The organism is endosymbiont of Acanthamoeba sp. UWC8, from assembly GCF_000730245.1.
Taxonomy (GTDB): Bacteria; Pseudomonadota; Alphaproteobacteria; order Rickettsiales; family Midichloriaceae; genus Jidaibacter.
Genome location: NZ_CP004403.1, coordinates 1,010,062 through 1,034,995 on the forward strand (window position 1 = coordinate 1,010,062; position 24,934 = coordinate 1,034,995).

Annotated in this window: 23 protein-coding genes, 2 tRNA genes and 1 pseudogene; 13 read left to right on the forward strand and 13 right to left on the reverse strand. The window is 34.9% G+C overall.

Translation table 11 applies throughout. The features are described 5' to 3' along the window. Positions 1-5 precede the first annotated feature (5 nt). The 10 genes and pseudogenes from I862_RS04905 to rpoD all read left to right on the forward strand — a co-directional run bounded on the left by I862_RS04905 (position 6) and on the right by rpoD (position 10,954). Complete coding sequence (locus I862_RS04905; protein ID WP_075260592.1) at positions 6-2,495, forward strand: valine--tRNA ligase; 2,490 nt, start codon at positions 6-8, stop codon at positions 2,493-2,495. Continuing rightward, positions 2,476-3,759, forward strand: coding sequence for an exodeoxyribonuclease VII large subunit (gene xseA, locus I862_RS04910; RefSeq protein WP_052646469.1), 1,284 nt, complete (start codon positions 2,476-2,478; stop codon positions 3,757-3,759). The genes I862_RS04905 and xseA overlap by 20 nt, the downstream gene beginning before the upstream one ends. Positions 3,760-3,845: 86 nt before the next feature. Further along, a complete protein-coding gene (locus I862_RS04915; RefSeq protein WP_038539544.1) occupies positions 3,846-4,565 on the forward strand; it encodes a flagellar hook-basal body complex protein in 720 nt (239 codons plus the stop codon). 35 nt (positions 4,566-4,600) lie between these two features. Next, positions 4,601-5,398 (forward strand): flagellar basal-body rod protein FlgG, encoded by a 798-nt coding sequence (gene flgG, locus I862_RS04920; RefSeq protein ID WP_038539548.1) that lies wholly within the window; start codon positions 4,601-4,603, stop codon positions 5,396-5,398. A gap of 5 nt (positions 5,399-5,403) precedes the next feature. Next, complete coding sequence (flgA, locus tag I862_RS04925) at positions 5,404-6,069, forward strand: flagellar basal body P-ring formation chaperone FlgA (protein WP_038539551.1); 666 nt, start codon at positions 5,404-5,406, stop codon at positions 6,067-6,069. 3 nt (positions 6,070-6,072) lie between these two features. Continuing rightward, on the forward strand, positions 6,073-6,843 hold the full coding sequence (gene flgH, locus I862_RS04930) for a flagellar basal body L-ring protein FlgH (RefSeq protein WP_038539555.1): 771 nt from the start codon (positions 6,073-6,075) through the stop codon (positions 6,841-6,843). A 216-nt stretch (positions 6,844-7,059) separates the two neighbouring features. Further along, the gene (locus I862_RS07885) at positions 7,060-7,380 is read left to right on the forward strand and encodes a CHC2 zinc finger domain-containing protein (protein ID WP_052646471.1); all 321 of its coding nucleotides are present in this window, start codon (positions 7,060-7,062) and stop codon (positions 7,378-7,380) included. Further along, on the forward strand, positions 7,331-8,248 hold the full coding sequence (locus I862_RS04935) for a DNA primase (RefSeq protein ID WP_052646473.1): 918 nt from the start codon (positions 7,331-7,333) through the stop codon (positions 8,246-8,248). Before I862_RS07885 ends, I862_RS04935 begins: the two co-directional genes overlap by 50 nt. A gap of 367 nt (positions 8,249-8,615) precedes the next feature. Further along, positions 8,616-8,834 carry a hypothetical protein gene (locus tag I862_RS07890; protein WP_148299493.1) on the forward strand — a complete coding sequence of 73 codons (219 nt, stop codon included), beginning with the start codon at positions 8,616-8,618 and terminating at the stop codon, positions 8,832-8,834. A gap of 64 nt (positions 8,835-8,898) precedes the next feature. Beyond that, positions 8,899-10,954, forward strand: a pseudogene (gene rpoD / locus I862_RS08855) (RNA polymerase sigma factor RpoD). Positions 10,955-11,301: 347 nt separating this feature from the next. Here the strand turns inward: rpoD and I862_RS04945 are convergent. The 5 genes from I862_RS04945 to I862_RS04965 form a co-directional block, all read right to left on the reverse strand. Then, positions 11,302-13,530 carry a hypothetical protein gene (locus tag I862_RS04945; RefSeq protein ID WP_038539557.1) on the reverse strand — a complete coding sequence of 743 codons (2,229 nt, stop codon included), beginning with the start codon at positions 13,528-13,530 and terminating at the stop codon, positions 11,302-11,304. Positions 13,531-13,861: 331 nt separating this feature from the next. Next, entirely contained in the window at positions 13,862-15,535 is a 1,674-nt protein-coding gene (groL, locus tag I862_RS04950; protein WP_038539560.1) for a chaperonin GroEL, read from the reverse strand. 28 nt (positions 15,536-15,563) lie between these two features. Next, a complete protein-coding gene (gene groES, locus I862_RS04955; RefSeq protein WP_038539563.1) occupies positions 15,564-15,857 on the reverse strand; it encodes a co-chaperone GroES in 294 nt (97 codons plus the stop codon). A gap of 274 nt (positions 15,858-16,131) precedes the next feature. Beyond that, positions 16,132-16,860 (reverse strand): type II secretion system protein, encoded by a 729-nt coding sequence (locus I862_RS04960; RefSeq protein WP_038539566.1) that lies wholly within the window; start codon positions 16,858-16,860, stop codon positions 16,132-16,134. 78 nt (positions 16,861-16,938) lie between these two features. Further along, positions 16,939-17,024: transfer RNA gene (locus tag I862_RS04965), tRNA-Leu, on the reverse strand. 160 nt (positions 17,025-17,184) lie between these two features. Here I862_RS04965 and rplU point away from each other — a divergent pair. From rplU to I862_RS04980, 3 genes are all read left to right on the forward strand, one after another. Then, positions 17,185-17,484: a 50S ribosomal protein L21 gene (gene rplU / locus I862_RS04970; protein WP_038539569.1), complete on the forward strand. Its 300-nt coding sequence runs from the start codon at positions 17,185-17,187 to the stop codon at positions 17,482-17,484. Between the two features lie 24 nt (positions 17,485-17,508). Continuing rightward, a complete protein-coding gene (gene rpmA, locus I862_RS04975; RefSeq protein ID WP_038539572.1) occupies positions 17,509-17,766 on the forward strand; it encodes a 50S ribosomal protein L27 in 258 nt (85 codons plus the stop codon). 9 nt (positions 17,767-17,775) lie between these two features. After that, a tRNA-Ile gene (locus I862_RS04980) sits at positions 17,776-17,852 on the forward strand. A 509-nt stretch (positions 17,853-18,361) separates the two neighbouring features. Here the strand turns inward: I862_RS04980 and I862_RS04985 are convergent. The 8 genes from I862_RS04985 to I862_RS05020 all read right to left on the reverse strand — a co-directional run bounded on the left by I862_RS04985 (position 18,362) and on the right by I862_RS05020 (position 24,828). Next, positions 18,362-18,667, reverse strand: a complete 306-nt coding sequence (locus I862_RS04985) for a hypothetical protein (protein WP_038539575.1) — start codon at positions 18,665-18,667, stop codon at positions 18,362-18,364. Positions 18,668-18,846: 179 nt separating this feature from the next. Further along, the gene (locus I862_RS07895; RefSeq protein WP_052646475.1) at positions 18,847-19,233 is read right to left on the reverse strand and encodes a flagellar hook-basal body complex protein FliE; all 387 of its coding nucleotides are present in this window, start codon (positions 19,231-19,233) and stop codon (positions 18,847-18,849) included. Positions 19,234-19,240: 7 nt separating this feature from the next. Next, a complete protein-coding gene (gene flgC / locus I862_RS04995) occupies positions 19,241-19,708 on the reverse strand; it encodes a flagellar basal body rod protein FlgC (RefSeq protein ID WP_052646476.1) in 468 nt (155 codons plus the stop codon). Positions 19,709-19,732: 24 nt separating this feature from the next. Then, positions 19,733-20,167, reverse strand: a complete 435-nt coding sequence (locus tag I862_RS05000) for a flagellar basal body rod protein FlgB (RefSeq protein WP_038539578.1) — start codon at positions 20,165-20,167, stop codon at positions 19,733-19,735. Then, on the reverse strand, positions 20,157-20,807 hold the full coding sequence (gene fsa, locus I862_RS05005) for a fructose-6-phosphate aldolase (RefSeq protein WP_038539581.1): 651 nt from the start codon (positions 20,805-20,807) through the stop codon (positions 20,157-20,159). The genes I862_RS05000 and fsa overlap by 11 nt, the downstream gene beginning before the upstream one ends. Before the next feature lie 92 nt (positions 20,808-20,899). After that, positions 20,900-21,784 (reverse strand): ankyrin repeat domain-containing protein, encoded by an 885-nt coding sequence (locus I862_RS05010; RefSeq protein ID WP_158499272.1) that lies wholly within the window; start codon positions 21,782-21,784, stop codon positions 20,900-20,902. After that, positions 21,777-22,847 carry a hypothetical protein gene (locus I862_RS05015; RefSeq protein ID WP_038539586.1) on the reverse strand — a complete coding sequence of 357 codons (1,071 nt, stop codon included), beginning with the start codon at positions 22,845-22,847 and terminating at the stop codon, positions 21,777-21,779. Before I862_RS05015 ends, I862_RS05010 begins: the two co-directional genes overlap by 8 nt. A 172-nt stretch (positions 22,848-23,019) precedes the next feature. Beyond that, positions 23,020-24,828 (reverse strand): ankyrin repeat domain-containing protein, encoded by a 1,809-nt coding sequence (locus I862_RS05020; protein ID WP_038539589.1) that lies wholly within the window; start codon positions 24,826-24,828, stop codon positions 23,020-23,022. Between the last annotated feature and the right edge of the window lie 106 nt (positions 24,829-24,934).

Below are 24,934 nucleotides of genomic sequence, written 5' to 3' on the forward strand. Positions count from 1 at the left end.
AGTAAATGTCCTCATTACCGGAAAAGTATAATTCACAGGAAGTAGAAAAAAAATGGCAAAAAACTTGGGATACAACCCAAGTTTATGCTTATAATACCGAAGAGGAAAGAGAAAACACATTCTCAATAGATACCCCTCCTCCTACGGTTTCCGGCTTATTACATATGGGGCATATATTTAGCTATACTCAAACTGATTTCATAGCTCGCTATCAAAGAATGAAGGGAATGAACGTGTTTTACCCTATGGGATTTGATGATAACGGGCTGCCGACTGAAAGGTTGGTGGAAAAAGTTAAAGGTGTGCGGGCAGGAAAGATGCCTCGTGCAGACTTTATTAAAGTTTGTGAAGAAGTAGTTGAAGAATCCGAACAGGAATTTAGAGCACTATTTAAAGAAATAGCTTTAAGCGTTGATTGGACACAGGAATACCAAACTATCAGTAAGCATTCCCGCAAAATTTCCCAAATGTCTTTCATTGATCTGTTTAATAAAGATTTAGCTTACCGGAAATTTTCTCCTACATTTTGGGATCCGGTAGATAAGACTGCTATTGCCCAGGCTGAAATTGAGGATAAGGAACGGAAAGGTTATATGAATGATATAGCTTTTGCAACAGCAACCGGGGAGGAGATTGTTATCGCAACTACCAGGCCTGAACTTATTCCTGCTTGTATTGCGGTATTTTATCATCCTTCCGATAAAAGATATGCTCACCTGGCGGGTAAGAAAGCTCTTACCGCTATATTTAAACATGAAGTGCCTATAATTGCCGATGAAGACGTAAATCCCGAGAAAGGTACCGGCCTCGTAATGTGCTGTACTTTTGGGGATATCCAAGATATTGAATGGTGGAAAAAGCATAATCTTTCAGTTAAGGAATGTGTTACTTCCGACGGAAGAATGGTGAATGCCGAAAAATATGACGGTTTAAAACTTGAAGAAGCTAAAAAACAAATCATAGAAGATTTAAAGACTCTTGGGCTACTTAGAAAGCAGGAAGAAGTTACTCAATTTGTTAAGTGCGCGGAAAGATCAGGTGCTCCGCTTGAAATTATTCCTACCCACCAATGGTATGTTACCCTTTTATCTCATAAAGATGCTTTAATTGAAAAAGGCAGGGCATGTAATTGGTATCCGGATTATATGAGAATAAGGCTTGAAAATTGGATTAATGGCTTAAACCAGGATTGGTGTATTTCAAGGCAACGTTTTTTCGGGGTTCCGTTTCCGGCTTGGTATTCCAAACGTAGCGGAGAAGAAGGAAAAATATTACTTGCCGATATTGATCAACTACCTGTGGATCCGCTTACCGATTTACCGAAAGGCTATACGAGGGAAGAAGTTGAGCCTGATTATGATGTTATGGATACTTGGGCGACAAGTTCAATCAGCCCACAGCTTAATACTTCGGCAATAAGTCGCGGGTTAGCTGTTGATTATGAAAGACATCAAAAATTATACCCCTTTGATTTAAGACCCCAAGCTCATGAAATTATTAGAACCTGGGGGTTTTATACGATCGTAAAATCTCTCTTTCATGAAGATTCTATTCCATGGAAAAATTTAATGATCAGCGGTTGGTGCTTAGCAAGTGATAAAACCAAGATGAGTAAATCTAAAGGTAACGTAGTTACCCCTAAGGAACTAATTATTGAAAAAGGCTCTGACGTGGTGCGTTATTGGGCATCTACTTCCAAGCTCGGTGTGGATACCGCTTACTCGGAGGAATTGTTTAAAATCGGCAGAAAGTTAGTTAATAAGCTTTGGAATGCTTCTAAATTTGCCGGTTTTCATTTTGCTAAACTTGATGGTAATCAGCCGACTTCCCCTCAGGAAGACATTAAGAATGGAAAAATCTTTGAATCCCTCGATTTATGGATATTATCCGAACTTCATAAAACAATTGAATGCGCAACCGCTGAATTTGAAAGGTTTGAATACTCGGATGCTCGAGTGATAATAGAAGATTTCTTCTGGAATGCTTTTTGCGATAATTATCTCGAATTAGTTAAAGCCCGAGCTTATGACGAAGCCAAACTAAACCCTAAAGGTCAGATGAGCGCAGTGTATACAATATACCATTGCTTAAAACATATTTTGATACTATTCGCACCCCTTCTACCTCATATTACCGAAGAAATTAATCATCATATTTTCGGTGGTGAAACTCTACATAAACGCGGCAGTTGGCCGAGGCTTGAAAACCATTATTTTAAAGAAGAATTATACACACAGGGAGCTGCTGCATTACAAGTGCTGGAGCTGGTTAGAAAATTTAAATCCGAGCGGAACTTATCGCTTCGTGTGCCGCTTAAACTTGTTGAGTGGAGTGGAGCAGACTTGGATAGCTCTGTATTAAATGACTTAAGGTTGGCTGCCAATGCTTCTGAATTTAAATATAACCGTGCCTTAAATAATTCTAGCTTATCTTCACTTGACGGTAAATATTCAATTTATGCGGAGATAGAACAACATGATGATGAAAGGGTCTGACTCTAATCTTCCTGAATACAGCGTTTCAGAAGTTGCTCATGCAATAAAGGTTACACTGGAAGAAACCTTTTCTTATATTAGAATTAGGGGTGAAATCTCAGGACTTAAAGTTGCCTCTTCAGGTCATATATATTTTAGTTTAAAAGATAACAATGCCGTACTTAATGCAGTTTGTTGGAAGAAGGTAGCGAATCAACTCCCATTTCAAATTGAAGATGGAGTTGAGGTAATATGCACCGGTTCCATCTCCTCTTTTCCGGGGAGATCTTATTATCAGTTAATTGTTGAAAAAGTTGAAGTAGCAGGGATCGGCGCATTACTTGCCATGCTTGAAAAAAGAAAGCAAAAATTGGAAGCTGAAGGTTTATTTGATCCCGACAGGAAAAAACCGATTCCTTATTTGCCGAGAACCATCGGGGTTATTACTTCTCCTACCGGGGCGGTAATCAGAGATATTTTACATAGGATATCCGACCGCTTTCCGATTCATATACTACTCTGGGGAGTATTGGTACAAGGAAATGAAGCTGCCGAACAGATTGCCGATGCTATAAATGGCTTTAATAACCTCCCATCCTCTATACCTAAACCTGATATTTTAATTGTTGCAAGAGGAGGCGGTTCAATTGAAGATTTATGGGCTTTTAATGAAGAAATAGTAATCAGAGCAACAGCTGATTCTAAAATTCCGATTATTTCAGCGGTAGGCCATGAAACGGATACCACACTTATAGATTTTGCTTCCGACAAAAGATCTCCTACCCCGACTGCAGCAGCGGAAATTGCAGTTCCCGTACTCTCAGATTTAAAATATACCGTGGAAACTTTAAAACGAAGACTTGATTCAACTCTGCCGAATTTAATTAAACATAATGAACTCAAGCTAAATAATCTCTCAACCGCCTTAGGTTTTTTTCTTTCCAAAATAATCTCACTGGAAGGAAAGTTAGAAAATATTGAGTTTAAACTTTCTAATCTGATGACTAATTTACTACAACGACTTAATTCAAAATTACAAATTCACGGCATGCTGCTTGACAGTTTCCATTATCAGAAAATTTTAAAGCGCGGCTTTGCGTTAATTAGGGATAATAAAGGAAAAGTAATAAAAAGCATTACCCAAATTAAGCTGAACAGCGTAATAAAAATAGAGCTGCATGACGGCACTCAAGAAGCTTTAGCTTTAAACGTTTCCGGCAAAAGCCACAGTATAAAAAACCCCTCGGAACAGAACAAGCAACAATCATTGTTTGACAACACCTAGCTTTGCATCTTAACATAAATTTAAGGTTACTAATTATTTGGTATGAAATTTGCTTACTCTTTTGTATATAAGAAAAATTAAATACTATGGATAATTCGACTTATTTTATGCTATCTAAACAAGTTGCAGCATTTAATAAAATAAATGTTACAGCTGATAATGTGGCAAATTCAAACACCACCGGCTTTAAAAAAGAGCACATGGTCTTTGATAAATACTTAACTCAAGATACGAGAGAAAAAGTAGCTTTTCCAAATGACGTTGCAACTACTCTTGATCTTAAAGACGGAGGATTAGTTCCGACTCAAAGGCCATTAGATGTCGCATTGGTAGGAAGCGGTTTTTTTGTGGTTAATACTAAAGGCGGTATTCAATATACCAGAAACGGCAACTTTTTTATTAATGCGGAAAATACTTTAGTAAACGATAAAGGAAGCCCGATACTCACTGCCGACAACCAGGAAATCGGATTTGAAGAAGGTGACCCACCACCCGTTATACTTCAGGACGGAACTATAACCGTGAACGGAGAAGCAAGGGGAGTAATCGGGGTAGTAGAGTTTGCTAATCCACGTCTTATCCGAAAAACAGGGGAAGGATTATTTACTTCGGAGGCAGCTCCAGAAGCTAAGGAAGATGCAAGAATCATACAAGGTATGCTTGAAGGTTCGAACGTTAATGCAATTGAAGAAATGGTAAAATTAGCTGAGGTGCAAAAAGATGCAACCGTTACATCAAACTTAATTAATGATTTATATAATATGCAACGTAGTACTTACAAGGTATATTCAAAAATAGGGGAATAAAACAGGGGACTAAAATAGGGGGAGGATAACTTATTATGTCGTTAAGAGCATTAAATATAGCTGCGACCGGTATGGTAGCAAACGAGCGCAAGATTGATAATATTTCACATAACGTCGCCAACTCGGAAACAAAAGGATATAAAAGGTCGGATGTCATTTTCAATGATTTATTATATCAAACCGAAACCAGGATGGGGTCTTTATCCGCTGCTGATGGAAGCATAATCCCCACAGGTATACAATTTGGTCTAGGAACGGCCGTGGGAGCAACATACAAAGTTTTTTCACAAGGGGAATTAATCCCGACACCTAATACTCCGCTCAACCTTGCACTTGACGGCAACGGGTTTTTTCTGGTCAACTTACCTGACGGCAATACCGGATATACAAGAGCCGGTGAGTTAATGCGGAGTCCTGATGGAGTGATTGTTAACCCTTTAGGGTATGAAATATCCCCGGGCATCACTATTCCGCAGGATGCCCTCAATGTAACAATAACCAGAGATGGAAGGGTACAGGCAACTATAGCCGGCCAGCCTGACCCTCAAGATTTAGGGCAACTTGATTTGGCAATATTTCAAAACCCTTCGGGATTAGAGGCAATAGGGGATAGTATATACAAAGAAACTACCGCTTCCGGTGCTCCTATCTTAGGCTTTGCTCTTGATGATGGATTCGGAAGTATCAAACAACATTTTGTTGAAAGTTCTAACGTAAATTCAATCACCGAAATTATGAACCTAATTAAGGCACAAAGAAACTATGAAATGAACTCAAAAGTTATGCAAACGGCGGAGCAGATGGCAAAAGAAGCAATTGATTCTAAATCGTAAATAATATGAAATATATCCCTCACCTATTTTTCATTATTATTTTTCACTACTGCTTTGCTTTTGCTCATACCATCACTGAAATTAAAGAGATGGTTGAGGAAGAACTGGAACGTGAAAAATTTATTGATCATGTTATAGTTAGGTTAAATGCAGGTAGTCACCTCAAGAACACAAAAGATATCGAGCTGTTGGCTACTGAATATGAAATTAACTCTAATAAGGTTAAATTATTAGTTACTTCCGAGGGACATGAATATTCACTCGAAGGCATTAGCACGGAAGCAATAATTATCCCTACCCTCACCCGCAAGGTTAATAAAGGAGAATTACTTAATGAGGATATGTTCGGAGAAGCAAAATATCCGAAAGATAAGCTTTCAGGGCTTATAATCCAAGATGTAAAAGAAATTATAGGCAAATCAGCTAAAAAAACCTTGCAACCGAACAAGCCTATAAAACCAAGCGAGCTTATGTCACCGACTATAATTAATAAAGGACAAAAGGTTACCTTGCAATTTAATAAAACTGCTCTCATAATCGAAACACTGGGAGTAGCCTTAGAGGCCGGTGGCTTAGATGATATTATCAAGTTAAAAAATATTGATAGCGGCAAGTTAGTTATCGGAAGGATAAAAAATGCTCAAGTAGTTGAGGTTGGGGGAAAAATATAAATTATGAATATTAAGCAAATTATCTTACTTCTTTCTTTATCTTCTTTAACAGCCTGTGATATTATGGCGAACCGACTTGCTAATGTCGGGCGTCCTCCTGAATTTAATAAGGTTAATACTTATAATGACTATATTCAACAGGAACAATACCTTAAAGCTAAGGCGGCTCAATCGGAACAGCAATCATCAATAGAACCCACGGCGCAAGGAAAAGCTGCCAATTCTTTATGGAAACCCGGCTCAAGGGCTTTTTTCCGTGATTTGCGCGCAAGAGCAATTGGAGATATCTTAAAAGTGAATATTACTATTCAAGATAAAGCAAAACTCGATAATAAGACTACAAAAACCAGATCAGGCTCTACAAGTGCAGGTATGCCAAGCTTATTCGGCTTTGAAAACAAAGTTAAAAACATTTTACCTGATGCGGTAAATCCTTCTAAATTATTAAATGTTACCTCAAATGACAACAACACCGGCGAAGGCAAAGTTGATAGGCAGGAAACCATTAATACAACAGTTGCCGCAACAGTAATAAAAATACTTCCTAATAATAATTTATATATTAAGGGATCCCAAGAAGTGAGGGTTAATTTTGAGGTAAGGGAAGTAACTATAGAAGGTATAGTAAGGCCTGAAGATATCAGCACTGAAAATGCCGTTACCTTAGATCAAATCGCAGAAGCCAGAGTATCTTACGGTGGGCGCGGGCAATTATCGGAATATCAGCAGGAAAGATTAGGCAGACAAATATTGGATATTGTTGCACCATTTTAGGATATAAGCGCCTTAAAGAAGTAAGCTTTTTAAAGCCTGTGCAATCACTTGAAATTTCGGCAAAGATCTTATAAATAAAAGTTAGTTACTTTTTTGTTAGCAAGTTTAGTATGAATAAAAATAGCCTTAATAAAACATTTAGTTGAAATATACTCTAAGGTATCATTAAAATAATTCTTTGCTATAATCCTGAAGTAAAATAATAAAGGCTGCTGATTGTCTTACGCAATTGATCAAGTAAAATCAAGGATAAATCTATCGTCCGTTGTATCCAAAAAGGTTGCGCTTAAACGTAAGACGAGCGGAGAATACCTTGGTTTATGCCCTTTTCATCCGGAAAAAAGCCCTTCATTTAACGTGAGTGATAACAAAGGATTTTATCACTGCTTCGGTTGCGGTGCTCATGGTGATGTTTTTTCGTATTTGATGGAAACCGAATATCTTAAATTCCCCGAAGCTTTGGAAAAATTAGCCCAAGAAGCAGGCATTGAGCTGCCGAAACATACCGAAGTGCAAAAAAAAGCAGCAGGATATTAGAGATATTTTAATAGAAATTCATGAAGCGGCAGCGAATTACTATACACAAAAACTATTTAGCCCGGAAGGAAAACAAGCTTTAAATTATCTTAAAAAAAGAGGCTTGAAAAATGATATTATTGCAGAATATAGGCTAGGATTTACTCCCCACAACCATAGTGAGTTGCATGATTTATTAAAGCAAAAATTTAATGAAACTCAGATAGCTGCTTCTAAAGTATTATTAAAAGGCGATTACGGGGTTTATAACCCATTAAAAAATCGTGTTATTTTCCCGATTTTTAATAAGAGCGGTAAAACCGTTGCTTTCGGGGGAAGGTTAATAGAAAAAGGAGAGCCTAAATATTTAAATTCTCCGGAAACATTAATATTTAAAAAAAGTGAAACCTTATACGGCTTAAACTTTGCCAAAAAAGAAGCCCTTAAAACCAAGCAAATAATAGTAGTTGAAGGGTATATGGATGTTATAGCCCTAGCAAATAATGAAATTTATAATTCCGTAGCTCCTCTTGGCACAAGTATATCCGCAGATCATATAAAATCTTTATGGGAAATTGTTGATATACCTACCCTCTGTCTTGATGCGGATAACGCAGGAAGAGCCGCAACCTCCAGGCTTGCTTCCGAAATCCTCCCTTTTATAAAAGCGGATAAAACATTAAATTTTGCCTCTCTCACGGGGGGGAAAGATCCCGATGAAGTAATTGTTAATAAAGGTAGAGAATTTTTTAAATCAATAATAAATCACCCTACCCCTTTATCAGAGTTGTTGTTTACGTCACTTTTAAAAATGCATACTGTAAAAACCCCGGAAAATATTACAACTTTAAGGAAAAACCTGGAATTACTAGCTAAAAAAAATTATTGATAAAGACCTGCAAAAATCATATAGTTCATACTTTAAAAACAAAGTATATGAGATACTTTCAAATAAGAAAAAACCCAATATTAATAAAGAATTTTTAAATTCAAAGCACAACATACAATCAATACTGAGCGAACAGGAAAACAATATTTTAACTATTCTGGCAACAGTTATTAACCACCCTGAAATTATTTCTGATGATGAAATATATTATGAACTACATGACATCGAAATAAGGTCTAATTTTCTTGACAAAATCCGTGAATATATATTAAATTTAAAAGGTTATATCAATTACGAAAACGAGCCTTGTCGGAAAACTTTGCGGCAAACTTTGGAAGAGCAATTTAATTTTAAGTTAAATGATAATATGTTTGACACGTTCGCGAAAAGCGAGGCAAGTAGTGAAGAAGCTAAAGAGGGAATAATAAGAATTTTCAAATTAAACAATTTGATTATAATTCAAGAACAAATAAAAACCACAAGTCAATTACTGATGGAAAGACAAGATGAAGAAACTTATAACAAGTTAAGCTATTTGAAACAAATTGAGGAAATCCTAAAAACAGAACTTAACATTTTAAATTAACGAGAACAAAATGAGCAAGGCTACTTCTAAGAACCAAAAAACGGCAACAAAAGAGGATAATAAGATACTCAAGGAGTCTAAAAAACTTTCTTCGGCTGAAAAGTCCTCAATTAATAATATGGATTCAGTTGAGGTGAAGACCCAAACTGCTAAATCACCTGCAAATAAAGCAGCTAATGAGGATTCTTCCTTTGAAAAATTGATAAAAAAAGGCAAAGAGACCGGAAGCGTAACATTTGATCAGCTTAACAGTGTTATCAGTGATACCGATATTGAAAAAATTGAAGATACCATTTCCTTTTTTGATGACGCAGGGATTACTCTATCAGAGAAATCTTCTGATGATGAAGAGCTGGTTTTTGACCTTCCGATATCCGAAGAAGAGCCTGCGGAAGAAGAAGAGGAGCAGGAAACTTTAAGAAGTGATGATCCGGTTAGAATGTATCTCAAAGAGATGGGACATGTTGAGCTGTTATCCAGAGAAGGTGAAGTTGAGATAGCTAAAAAGATTGAAGATGGTCGTTATAAAATGATCACTTATCTTTGTCAAACACCTGTAGCTTTAAGAGCATTTATTGATTGGTATGATGCATTATCTAATGAGGCTATTTTATTACGTGAAATAATTGATCTTGATGCAATGTACTCTAAAGAATTCGGTAAAGATGAATTTTCTGAAGCTAAGCTTGCTGAAGATGATTTCGCAGGTTTTAAGGAAGAAGAAGAAGACGAAGATGAGGATGAAGCCGAAGAAGAAACTGAAGAATCGGAAGATGAAGATTTAGATGAAGAAGAAGGCGATGAGAAGAAAGCTGGAACTTCGGATGATTACGATAGTGAAGAGAATTTATCCATTTTAAGTATGGAAATAGAACTTAGACCAAAAATGATTGATGTTTTCGGAAAAGCTGCACAACTTTCCGGGCAGATTTTAAACATTCAACAGGATAAGCTTGCTGCTGCACTTGAAAACAAACCATTTAGCACGACATTTTAATAAAAAATATGAAACTTTAAATCAGGAACTTAGTACCTTAATGCAGGATATGCGTTTCAATGAAGCTCAAATTGATAGAATTTTAGACAAATTATACAGCATAAATAAGAAACTTATCGGTATTGAATCTCAAATTTTAAGGTTAGCTGAAAATAACAAAATTAACCGTAATACTTTCTTAACTAAATATACGGGAAATGAGCTTGAGCCAATGCTGCTGGACAAATTGGAAGGCTTAAAAGACAAAGGGTTTAAAGACTTTATTCAAAAAGAAAGAGAACAAATTAATTACTTACGCGGTAATGTAATTGAAATAGCTAAAGAAGTGGGCTTGGATATTTCTACCTTTAAACAGCTGGTTTCCGAAGTGCAAAGGGGGGAACGCGTTGCAAGCAAAGCTAAGAAGGAAATGATCGAGGCAAACTTAAGGCTGGTAATCTCAATTGCTAAGAAATATGCTAATCGCGGGTTACAGTTCCTTGATCTTATTCAGGAAGGAAATATCGGTCTTATGAAGGCGGTAGATAAGTTTGAATACAGAAGAGGTTATAAGTTTTCTACCTATGCAACATGGTGGATTAGGCAGGCAATTACGAGATCTATAGCTGACCAGGCACGGACTATTCGTATCCCTGTGCATATGATAGAAACAATCAACAAGATTCTCAGAACTTCAAGACAAATTGTTCATGATATGGGAAGAGAACCAACTCCTGAGGAAATTGCAACGAAACTTGCAATGCCGGTTGAGAAAGTAAGAAAAGTTCTTAAAATTGCTAAAGAGCCAATGAGCTTAGAAAACCCTGTGGGTGATGATGAAGGCAGTATGCTTGGTGATTTTATTGAAGATAAAAATGCTATCCAACCGCTTGATGCAGCGATACTTACCAATTTAAGGGAAGTTACTACTCGGGTGCTCTCTAGCCTTACCCCTAGGGAAGAAAGAGTGCTTAGAATGAGATTTGGTATTGGGATGAATACCGACCACACCCTTGAGGAAGTCGGTAAACAGTTTAGAGTAACTCGGGAAAGGATTAGGCAAATTGAAGCTAAGGCTTTAAGAAAACTAAGGCATCCAAGTAGAGCTAAAAAGTTAAAAGGCTTTTCAAGTAATACCCAGTAGAATTATAATAGTTTCCATACATAACGCGTCATCATAATGTACAAGATGACGCGTTTTTTTATATTTTATCAAATTAAAAGTAATTTATTTAAATTGATATAGTATATTAAGTTGAATATCTTACATACCCGGAGCATAGTTAAACTATAAAAAATTAAACTAAGTTTGCGTATAAATGACATAATCATTTATACGAGCACGCGCCATAAATGGCGGCTAGGCGCGTGCTTCTTACTATTCTTATTATCTGATTTTCAGTCGCAGGACTTAACTTATTGCATTTAGATAAACGCGTTATATATTCAACTTATTTTACTATAAATAAGCCCTACAATGGCTTTAGCAATTCAATTAAAGTCTTGAGTGCTATCCATATAATAAAGATTATTAATTTCATCCAGTTGCAGATTGGACTCAAACTGCTCATCAGAAGAATAAGGGAAGTTAACTACAGCTGCTTTGTTTAGCATCTCCTGCTGATTTGCATTATCGTTTCTCATAAACATAGCACCCAAGATTATAGCAGATGTTGGAAATGCCTCATAAGCTTCCTTCTGCTGCATACTATAAGCTGAAAATAGAATTAATGCTGCTTTAAAGTATTCTGAACTTATTATGTTCGAAAGGGCATTGTTAGAAAGATAGCTTGTATATGTTGAAACGCCTTCCTCATTGAAAGGTATATCCCAAAATGAGTTATTAACATTTTCTTCTTTTATTGTTAAATTAGTACCATTATTAATCTCATTATCTACACCTGTTTTTAGCAAATTATCATCAATATCTGCATTTATATCTTCTAAGTTATTTCCATCATCTTCATCAATAATGTTCTGTATGTTTTCAGACACTACGGAAGATATAGTACCAACAACCGGCATAAACATCTTAAACGAACCGGCAGCATAATTATCAAAGTTCAATTTAGCTAAGGTCACAAATGTAGCTTTAAAAATAGGGCTTTTAATTATCGGTTTTGAAATTGATATAAATTTTTCTGCCCCACATATTAATACATCTGATAAATCATTATAAAGTTTCATTATATCAATACTTGAAGGTTGGCTCCACCAATCATTAAATGCCTGATGAGCATCATTATAAATTTTAGCTATATCAATACTTGAAGGCTGGCTCCACCAATCATTAAATGCCTGATGAGCATCATTATAAATTTTAGCTATATCAATACTTGAAGGTTGACTCCACCAATCATTAAATGCCTGATGAACATCATTATAAATTTTAGCTATATCAATACTTGAAGGTTGACTCCACCAATCATTAAAACTTGTTTGCATATTTTCAAATGTATAAGCAGCAGCGTCTTTAGCTGAAATACCTGCTTCAATCATCTTCTCAGCCGACCAAATAGAAAATGGCTTAACTATATTTTCAAATGTGTAAGCAGAAACTTCAGCTACAGTAATACCTGCATCAATCATCTTTTCAGCTGACCAGATAGAAAATGGCTTAACTATATTTTCAAATGTGTAAGCAGAAACTTCAGCTACAGTGATACCTGCATCAATCATCTTCTCAGCAGACCAAATAGAAAATGGCTTAACTATATTTTCAAATGTATAAGCGGCAACGTCTTTAGCTGATATACCTGCTTTAATCATCTTTTCAGCTGACCAACTTGCAAAAGGCTTAATTACGTTTTCAAATGTATAAGCAGCAGCATCTTTAGCTAATATACCTGCTTCAATCATCTTTTCAGCCGACCAACTTGCAAAAGGCTTAATTACGTTTTCAAATGTATAAGCAGCAGCATCTTTAGCTAATATACCTGCTTCAATCATCTTTTCAGCAGACCAGCTTGCAAATGGCTTAATTACGTTTTCAAATGTATAAGCAGCAGCATCTTTAGCTGAAATACCTGCTTCAACCATCTTTTCAGCTGACCAGCTTGCAAAAGGCTTAACAATATTTTCAGAAATATGTATTAGAGTATCAAGAAACAACTCTCCTTTTATAGCTAATTCTTGCAAACTCTTAGAGATAATATCTTTAGTAATAGAAATTAGAGCTTCTCCAATATCGTACCCGAATTCAATTAATATATTTAAAGTAGCTTTAGCAAGAGGGAGCATTGAATCGATAGCAAAGTTTAAACTATACTCACCTATTTTACTTGTTATTGATAGAGCACTACTGGAAAGATTATACATTGTATCCTTAGTGAGACTTAAGAAAGAAGATGAGTAATCCATTATAGAACCTAATAAGCTCGTAACACTCGGTATTATTGCATTCTCACCGAAATCATATATATTTTCAACACCTGCAAAAACATATGGTTCTAATGTCTCAAGCGAGATTTGGGTAGTGCTTTTAATATTATTACCAAAATAATATCCCAAGAACAGTGAACCGGCAGTATCTGCAAAAAAAGTAGCAAATTTATAGGAATTAATAACTGCAAGCGCAGCACCTGCAGCTGGGAAAGAGGCAGCAACACATGGTAATGCGGCTGCCACTACGCCATATTTCACCACTTTATAAGTAACAGGCACCGAAGCAACGTTAATTACTTTATATATTGAATTTTTTATTGTTTCTCTTGAAATCATCTTTTAAAAGCACTGCTAATTATAATATAACAAATATTATACAGTAATAATGTTACAATATTATTATCAATATAGATTTTTTTAAGCATAAATTGATTTTTTTAAGCTTTATATTAACGATATATAAACAAGCTTCTTTTAAAGGAATAGCAGAAAAAATAAAAAATACAATATTAATAAATTAACCAAAAACCATATACTCTATATATTATAAAGTTATTGTTTTAAGAAATATTTTTATTCAATTGTATATAAGTATATAAAAGAACCTTGAGGAAACCCAAGGTTCTTTGTTTTTAAGTGTAGTTTGTATGAAGGTGAGAGTAAGGATTTAGAAATCCATACCGCCCATGCCTCCCATACCACCCATTCCGCCCATACCGGGCATGCCACCCATTGATGCAGCATCTTTGCTATCATCAGGCTTATTAACAACCACTGCTTCAGTAGTAATTATGAGGCCTGCAACAGATGACGCACTTTGTAGTGCGGTTCTAACAATCTTAGTCGGGTCAATGATACCGGCTTTAAATGCATCAACATATTCATGATTTTGTGCATCAAAGATTTTATTAACATCATTTTGCTCAAGAAGCTTAGAGGAAACTAATGCACCATTTTCTCCGGAGTTCTCAACTATCTGCTTTAACGGAGCGCAGAGAGCTCTTTGAACAATCTTAATACCAGATTGCTCATCAGCATTTTTACCTTTTAGGTTTTCAAGAACTTTCGAAGCATACAATAAAGTGCACCCGCCGCCAGGAACCACGCCTTCAGCAATAGCAGCCTTGGTTGCATGATAAGCATCTTCTACTCTATCTTTTTTCTCTTTAATTTCCATCTCGGTAATCCCGCCGACTTTAAGGATAGCAACACCACCTGCAAGCTTAGCAAGTCTCTCTTGAAGTTTTTCTTTATCATAATCGGAAGAGGTTTCTTCAATCTGAGCTTTAATCTGTGCACAACGAGAAGATATTTGCTCCTTATCACCGCCGCCGTTTACAATAGTAGTATCTTCTTTAGTGATTATAACTTTCTTGGCAGTACCTAAAGGATCAAGAGTTGTGTTCTCAAGCTTATGCCCAAGCTCTTCACTAATCACATGTCCGCCCGTCACGATTGCGAGATCTTCAAGCATAGCTTTTCTTCTATCACCAAAGCCCGGAGCTTTAACTGCAGCAACTTTTAAACCACCACGAAGCTTGTTAACAATAAGAGTTGCAAGCGCTTCACCTTCAACATCTTCAGCGATCATAAGAAGAGGTTTACCTGCCTGTACTACTGCCTCAAGGATAGGAAGAAGTTGCTGTAAATTCCCTATTTTCTTCTCAACAAGTAAGATATACGGATTTTCAAGTTCACAAGTCATCTTTTCAGCATTGGTAATAAAGTATTGAGAGAGATACCCTCTGTCAAAATTCATACCTTCAACGATTTCAACTTCAAATTCATCGCTTTTATTTGCTTCTTCAACGGTAATTACACCATCTTTACCAACTTTTTCAAAAGCTTCAGCAATTTTTGCCCCAATATTTGCATCACCATTGGCGGAAATAGTTGCAACTTGAGCAACTTCCGCAGAAGATTGAATACTTTTTGATAATTTCTTAATATGATCAAGCACGTTATCAGTTGCGCTATCTATACCGCGTTTGATATCCATCGGGTTCATTCCGGCGGCAACTGCTTTAATACCTTCAACAGCTATCGCTCTTGCTAGCACGGTTGTAGTTGTGGTTCCATCACCTGCATTATCATTAGCTTTTTTTGCAGCTTCGATAATAACCTGTACGCCTGCGGTTTGTACCGGATCAGCAAGTTTATCGATAGATTTAGCAACTGTCACACCGTCTTTTGTAATTTGTGGAGCACCGAATGATTTCTCTATTACTACATTTCTTCCTCTAGGCCCTAGTGTTGAAGCCACCACATCAGCAGCAATCTGAATCCCTTCGAGCATTTTTTTTCTAGCTTCTGAACCTTTAAATATTAATTTTTCAGCCATAATTTTTTACCTCTATAATTTTTATAATTTACGCAGCATCAATGATTGCAAGAATATCGGATTCTTTCATGATTAAATATTCTTTACCTTCCAGCTTAATTTCAGTTCCGCCCCATTTAGCGAACATAATTTTATCACCGACTTTAACATCCAACGGGCGAACTTGTCCTTTTTCATCTATGCTACCTTTACCCACGGCAACCACTCTTCCCTGCATAGGCTTTTCCTGCGCGGTATCAGGTATGATAATTCCTGAAGCGGTTTTTTGTTCCTGCTCTAATCTTTCAACTAGAACACGATCGTGTAATGGTCTAACTTCCATAAATTTACCTCGGATTATTAATTTAAAACAAAATTTTGTAATTACTTATATAGGGGTTAATAAATTTGTTTCAAGAGGTAAAAATAATTTTTTGTGTGATTGGGTGTTTATATGATTTTGTGTATAGGTAAAGATTAGGATTTTCCTGTTAAGTTAAATATAACTCTTTAAATGCTTTGATTCGTTTTTAAAATTGCTTTCAGATGCCTTTATAATAATATTATAATATTATTATAAACTCACTAACTTTACTAGAAACTATTAAGACTTTCTTTCAACTATTAAAATCAGGGTATAATAAATATTTTATATAACATATTTTAGTAGTAAGATTTAAATTATAAGTTAAATTATCACTACCGACACAGGTAGTGCTGGAGCCGCTATTAAACCCTATTATTTTTCCCTTTTGCCCGATTCCGTCATCAATTTTGGAATCAATATTCCAAGCATCAAGCGGAGTCATTATATCAGGAGATTTTGCTGCGGAAGAAGATGTAAATCCGGCAACTTGGATTGCATTACCGCTTGTGCCGTTTTGTGAAGTTGCACTTGCATTTAGTTCTATACCTGCACTTGGCCATGCCGAAGGGGGAATATTCACACCGATATCTGATTGGCCGCTCACAGTTGCGACCCCTGGATAAGCAGTACTTAAGAGCCCTGCCAGATATAAGTGCTGCCATGCTCTTAGTGCTTCCACATCATTTACTGTACTATTTCCCTCTATAATCCCGTTGGAATTTCCATTGCAATCGGAAGCTGACGAGGAGCAAGCATTACCAAAAGTATAATACGCATTGGCGAAATCCCCCGGAAGAGCTAAGTACCGAGTTCTAAAAGCTTCTATAATTTGTTGATATTGACTTAATTCGGTAATTAGAGACTTTGTTTGTGTTTGCTTAATAAGACCGGCTGCATAGGTGACTAGGCTGAAAATTAGTGCTATTATTACAAGCACAATCGAAGTTTCCAGTAAAGTAAAACCTTTTCTATTTCTCATTAATTCTCAGCTCTAATCCATTATAGTATATATATTATAATACTACATCAGATTTAACTCTTAAGGAAAAGAATTTTATGGTGCCCCTGGCCGGACTTGAACCAGCATGTCCCGAAGGACAATAGATTTTGAGTCTACCGCGTCTACCATTCCACCACAGGGGCAAAACAAGTATTATTTTTTATATCAAAGCAAACTTAATTACAATAAAAACTTATTATACTATATTATTATCAGTTATTAAAAAAATCCTACTTATACTAGTTGACTTTTATTGATGAAGAATGTAAAAGGTAAGCTCAATTGAACAATTTGGAAGCAAGTATGTTTGCGGTAATTGAGACAGGAAGCAAGCAATATCATATTAAAGTAGGTGATGTAATCAAAGTTGAACAACTTCAAGGTGAAGTCGGTTCAGTGATTGAGTTAGATAAAGTTTTATCCGCTGGTGATAAAATTGGTGACCCGCTTCTTAGTAATGCTATGATAAAAGCGGAAGTATTAGAGCAGAAAAAAACTGATAAAATTATTGTATTTAAGAAAAAACGTAGGCATAACTATCGTAGAAAGCAAGGGCACAGACAATTAATTACAGTGCTTAAGATCAAAGAGATAGTTTCCTAAGTCTGGATTTAAGGGAGATAAAAAATGGCAACGAAAAAAGGTGGTGGTAGTAGTAGGAACGGAAGAGACTCCATAGGTAGAAGACTTGGAGTTAAAAAATTCGGCGGTGAGCACGTAATTCCGGGCAATATTATCGTAAGACAAAGAGGCACTAAGTTTTATGCCGGTGATAATGTGGGTATGGGAAGAGATCATACGCTTTTTGCATTATCTGAGGGCAGAGTTGAGTTCTGTCGTAAAGTAAAAAACAGAATTTTTATTTCAATCACTCCATCTGAATAAGATGGTAATGGGTCTGTAGCTCAGGTGGTTAGAGCGCACGCCTGATAAGCGTGAGGTCGGAGGTTCAACTCCTCCCAGACCCACCATTACAAAATAATTAAATTTTTCTAAATCTATAAATAATTATTTTATAACCTTTCAAAAATATTCTTTTTTATATTAATAAATATCTTCCTATAGTATCTCTTGCTGATTCGGCAGTTAAAAATTAACTTGTTTCATCTTCCTTTCCTTCTTTGATTCACTACAGAATACTGAGTTTTACTTTTTTCGTAATCTTTAAGTTATTATTGTTTTGCGGAATGCTATACTAAGCTAAGTTTAGTACCTTACACATATAGTGTATTAAGTTGAATATCCTACATACATGGAGCATAGTTAAACTATAAAAAATTAAACTGAGTTTGCGAATAAATGACTATGTCATTTATTCGAGCACGCGCCATAAATGGCTGCTAGGCGCGTGCTTCCCACTATTTTTATTTGATTTTGCCGTTTTTACTTTACTTAAAAACTATACCTTTATAACTCAGTATGATATTGCTCGCTACTGTAAGCGCTGCTATCCAATAAATCTTGTATCGGATGGTTATTTTCAATTTAAGGACTGTGGATCTATATTAGCAAATTTAAACCCAATTTTACGGCCTTCTATAATAAGGGTTTTTAATGCCGAGATTGAATCGCGTACCGCGCCCTCTTTTTCAATAGCTTTCTCTAAAGCCTTTAATTGGTTCAGAAAATAATTTACGGGTTTCTGCTTATCAAGCTCTAAACAGATTACTTTATATCCTTTATCGTATAAACTACGTAACTCATTTATAATCAGCTTAGGTGCGATTGGATCAGCATGGCTGGAAAACATAATAATAGGTTTTAATATATCTTTCCGAGCGGTCATAGGTTTTCTCCTAATATATTTTTTTCATACACTTTGTTCCTAGTTAATAAGAGAAAATTGAATAAAAATATACCTATATTTATTATAGCCCGTTTTTTGTTTAAATTAGAGGAATAATGTCTGGCATAGTGCGTTGTAAGAAAAACAGTTATTACTTAAATAGGTGCTTTAGCTATACCCTATAAAGGCATTTTTAAAATTTCCTGATAGGCATTGATAACTTTATCTCTAACAGTCACAAGCAAGTGAAGTGCGCCTTCAGCTTTATTTAGTGCTGCCGCAACTTCAACTAAATCTTCTTTAGAGTTAATAACTTTCGTAGATTTTTTCTCACCTTCCTGAATCTTTTTTATCTGAGGAGCTACTATCTCACTTACTAAACCGGAAAAGCTCGCCGATTGCTTGCTCACAACATCAATAACATCCCCTGCTCTAAGCACGTTAAGCGGCTGTGCTATCTGCTGTTGTTCTTTGCTCGGGGCAATTGCCTTATTATTAGTCAATGCTTTGTTATAAGCATTGACCGCCTTATTAAAATGATTAGTTGAAATTTTACTTGTAGGCATTTTATTATTACCTCATCAGGTCAATTATTTTGGATTGATTTGCTCTTGCTATTTCCATAGCGCTTAAATTTGCTTCAAAAGTCCGTTGTGCTTCTTTAGCATCAACGGACTCAATTACATTATTTATATTAGGATATTTCACGTACCCGTTTGCATCGGCTGCAGGATGGTTAGGTTCATATTTTAAAATAAAATCGGATTTATCGGGAGTAATGCGATCAACTTTTACCGTTACTGCCTTTAAGTTATCATCATATACATTTTTGAAAATTATTTGCTTTCTGCGGTATGGATCCTCATTCGGATTAGCGCCCGTTACTTCGCTGTTAGCAATATTTTGAGTAATAATTTTAAGCCGCTCGTTTTGAGCACGCATTCCGGCTACAGATATAGCAACCGCAGAACTAAGGCTATCTCCTTCACCGGCATATGAAGCAATAGCTAATATATTAAATACAGCAAAAAATTTCAGCATCCCCCTCCCCCGCTTCATATATGGTTAATTGTGCCCCGTAATTGCAGTTTTCAACATTCCTTTAGATTTACTGTATATATTTGCTATTTCCTGCAATTTAACCGCATTTTCGCTCTTCTTTTGCAGCTCATGTTCAATAGTTACAGCATTTCCATTCGGTTTTAACTCAAGTATTTCACTGTTCATAACATGGAACTTAGATTCTCCTTCTAAGCTTAAATGTTTTGAATTCGTAGTTGTAAGCTTCATTCCTTGCAAAGAACTTTGGCTATAGTCCGATAAATCCTTAGGTTTGAATCCCGGTGTATCTGCATTCGCGATATTTTGCGCTAAAACCGTATCTCTCTCAGTTAGATATTTCATATAAGCCGTCAGATCATTAAGGTTATCCTTTGCTACAGCTGTATTTATAACTGATAAAGAACTTATAAAAATGATTGAGAAAATCCTATTTTTCATAAGCCCGCTTCCAATCATTTAAAAAGATATCCAAGCCTTTATCAGTTAAAGGATGGTTAAACATCTGCTTAATTATCTGTGGCGGGGCGGTCACTATATCAGCTCCCATCCTTGCAGCATCTATGATATGTTGCGGGCTTCTGATCGAGGCAACTAATATCTGGGTAGTGATGTTAGGGTAATGTTGGAAAGCTTCACAAATTTCGGCAATCAGATTCATACCGCATTGCCCCACGTCATCAAGTCTCCCAACGAAAGGAGATATGTAAGTTGCACCTGCTTTCGCCGCAAGCAATGCTTGAGCTAAAGAAAAACAAAGCGTAACGTTAACCATATGCCCATCATCAGTTAATGTTTTACAAGCTCTTAAACCATCCCAGGTAAGCGGAACTTTAATAGTAATATGATTGCCTATCTTCAGTAGCTCTTCAGCCTCTTTCATCATTCCCGAATAGTCGGTGGATATTACTTCAGCACTAACTGAAGTTTTAACTATATGACAAATTTCTTTTATAACTTCAGAAAATATTCTTCCTGTCTTTGCAACCAGTGACGGGTTGGTAGTCACCCCATCAACCAATCCCAATTCATGTAAGGCTTCAATTTCCTTTATATCACAGCTGTCAATAAAAAATTTCATATGTATATCTTTATATTCTTTAATTATACGATAATGAAAATTATGGAAAAAGCAACTGCCGCATGAATTATGCTCTTATCGGATTTATTTTTTTATATCCAAATATACTCATAATTCTCGTAAATATTTTCTTTGGCACAATAGTTTTCTTCTTCGGAATGAGAAAAAGCAGGTTCATATTTGGAGTTTTGATGCTTTGTAGTTTTCTTTTTGTGAACATCATAGGTTTTTTGATTATACTTAAAAAGGAATTCTATCTGTTCGTATGGATATTTAAGGTCTCCCTTCTTCCACTTCTCCATTATTGCTTCATACTCTTCTATGGTCTGTCCATCAACGGTTTTCTGTCTAAACAAATCATAATAATTTTCTTTAAGAAAAGATTTAATTTGTTCATTTGATTGCTCAACTGCAATGCGTGCTAAATTTTTTCCTTGAGTATCGGTGAAGTTAATTCCTATACCGGAAGAACCTCCTATTATATTAACAGGTTTATTACAATAACTTAAAATTAGCTTAAAAAGCCCTACGCTACAATTAGCTTTAACCGCTTCAACTAAAGCATTAAAATCACCAGTGTTATCAACGGAATTAGGATTAGCATCTTTTTCAAGCAAAATTTTGACTAAGTTCAGTTTTTCTTCTTCATTCCAATTTGAGGATATAGCATAATGCAACGGAGTATAGCCTTTCTTATTGAAAGTGTTAGGATTAGCTCCTTTTTCCAATAATTTTATAGCAAACTCATAGCTTTTTTTTACCGCAATATGTAATGGGCTATCCCCAAATTGATTGGTTGCATCAATAATAAACCGCTCTTTTGCTGAAAGCTGTTTAAGATAATATAAATCATTGTTATATGCAGCAACATGCAATCTAGTATTACCATAAAAGCTTTCATCATAAGCATATTTATTTTCTCCGGTACGGGAATAAAGGAAATATTGGATATCCCTGTTACCAAGGTAGCTACTCACCTTCAAAAATGTATTGCTTAAAAAACTCAGAAATATTTTCTATATAAAAATTACCATATAAAGCATTTGATGCATTATCCAAAATCTGAGATAAAGAGGTTCCTCTCCAACTTAACATTATATCGTTTAATATCTCTGAATAGCTTTTATCAAAAGCTGTATCGGATAAACCATCCATAATTTCTGAGGGAAGCTGAAAAAATTTATTTGGACGTGAAGAAATAAAAGTATACAATACCCCTTTATCATTAAAATCCAAGTTTTCAGAAATAATATACTCACCGTAATGACCATTGCCGAATAATTTTTTGTAAATTTTACTAGCGAAATCAGCACAATTATTACTAAATAGAATATAAAAATTAAAATGCATATACCATTCTTCAGATAATTTGCTATTTTCCCCCCTTAAAAATATTTCGATATCTTGAGCTTGTTTAGCTGTTAAATCAAGATTAATTGATATTGATGCAGAATCAAGAATATCTTTAGAATAAAGAGTCTCAAAAATTTTTCCATGTTCTTGAGATATATTATTAGGATACTTTTTTTCTTTAAAATGTCTTAAATTATAAAGAGTATCATTTCTTATATAAGGTGTACTAAAAATACTATTATATGTTTTTGGGGCAACACCGAATTCATATGAAACACCGGTTTCCTTTTCTAGTATACTGATATAATGATGCATTTTAGCAATTCTAAAGCTCATTAGATAAGGATATTCAGTTGTATCATTCAATACTTTTCGCACTATATCGGAAGGCGTATCTCTAAAGATTACCAATTCACCTGAATCTAATTTAATCATCGAGTTATATCCGTCATTAACGACAGGCTCTGTTTTACCTTCTAAGAGCAGCTTTAAGGTTTGCTCTTCCTCTATATTCAGAGAAGGACTATCTTTAAGCCCGATAACATAATGATTTTTTATACCGGTTATCTCATCATCAATATCATATATTCTGATATTGGCACCTGAGCTTTTTCTTGCCTCCAGTTTACCGGCCTCCGTCATGTGAATAAAATATCTTTGTTGTGCGGTGTTTAAATCAAGAGCCATAAATTTCTAATGCTTATTAAATACAATACTAACTCGATAATTAATAAATTTGTTACAACTCGTCAATTCAAATAATTATATGTTACTATGCTAACTTAATGGCAAATAATTTGCTTTAATTTGCTCCTTTTCTGAGAGCTAATTTTTAAGCGTATTTACAATAATGAAAAAATTATTCTGTAGAACTTGTATACATAATAGCGTAGGAATGAAAAGTTCCGTTTACTACAATATATTCTTGCTCTTCAAATATATTTTTTTCCGAATCATCTTGCTTTTGGTAATATTTAAAAGGGAATTCTATTGTTTTAAAATGATACTTTAACTCACCATTCGACCAATCTCTCAGCTTTTTTTCAAATTCCCTAGGAGTATGACCATCGTTAGCTTTTTGATTAAATAGTTCATAATGATTTATTTTAAAATATTTTTTCATTTTCTCTTTACTTTTGTCAACAGCAATACGTGCAAGGTTTTTTCCATCTGGATTAGTAAATTTAATTCCAAAATTATATCCATACTGTATAGAGAAAGGAATTTCTCTTAAATTTGTCCTGAAATAACAAGATTTTAATATTAATTTAAATAACTCAACGTCGTCATTTTTAACAGCTTCAACTAAAGGATTATTAAAACCTGTAATATCAAGAAGGTTAGGATTTGCTCCTGCATCCAATAAAGCTTCAACTATCTGATATTTTTCCTCCCCATTCATTTGCGAAGTGATAGCACTATGAAGGGGAGTTAAACCCTTAGTATTGGGGAAATTAGGATTTGCTTTTACTTCTAGGAGTTTTTTAGTAAATATATAACTTTTGCTTGCTGCAATATGTAATGAGCTTTCACCAAGGCAATTAATATTATTTTTATTAGCTAATAAATAATCGAGAGATAATTTATTCAAAAATTCTATATCGTTATTATATGCAGCTACATGTAGTTTAGTATTTACATTATCGTTTAAACACTCATCATCCTTAAAAAATATCTCGTTTACAATATCAAACCCCTTTTTTTTATAAGAAGTTACAGATACAGCATCTATTATATTTAATAAAACTTTATTTGAATGATTATTTAAGCTTAAATAAGTAGTATTTAAAAACTCCAATAAATTTTTTCCAGTACTAAAATGAATTAAAGCGCTTAATATTTGAGGTATAAATTTAGGGGCTGTTTCAGGATAGGCCGAAAGAAAAGCGTATAGCACTCCTTTATCCTGCAATTCTAAGCTATCATCCATACAATATTCTATAAAACTGCCTTTGCCAAATATTAAAGCAAAAATTTTATTAGTGAAATCAACACAATTTTTCCCAAATAAAAAATAATGGTTTTCATGCATTTCGCTATTTGCTTGATGCAAAAAATTTTCTATTTTCATAACTTGTTCGTCAGTAAGATCAATTTCAACCGACATCGATGCCCAATCAACAACATGGTCACGCTCCTCTCTCTCAAATACTTCATCTAAGTCTTCTTGTCCAAATCCTTCCCTTTTTCTTTTTTTAAAGTGCTTGTTATCGTAAAGAGTTTCATTTCTGATATATGAAGCGCCAAATATACTACCGTAAACTGCAGGTGCCAAGCCGAAATCAACGGTAAGATTGGTCTCTTTTTCCCTTATGCTTATATAAGCATGGTATTTGGCAATCTTAAAACTTATGGTATAAGGATAAATTGTTTTATCATTAAACACTTTTTCTCTTACTAATTGAGGAGGGGTATTTATAAAAATAATTAATTCCTTGGAATTTAATTTATAAACCGAATTGTACCTAACCTTTGCTACAGGCTCTTCTAAATCATTAACGGATATTTTAAAGAAGTCTTTTATCTCTGTTGTATATAGGGCTTCATTAAAATTTACTACATAATAATATCTTTTATCGGTAAAACTATCCTCAATTCGACATATTTTAAATGTATTAGTCTTAAATATTGTCTTTAAATCACAATTTAAAATATAATTCGGAACCATATCTCTCTTTCCTCTAAAAATAAATTGCCTCAAATTACTATTGTGCTTACTAATAGTGCATAAGTTAAGTTACTATGTTACTAAAATAAGTAATGAACTTGTTATA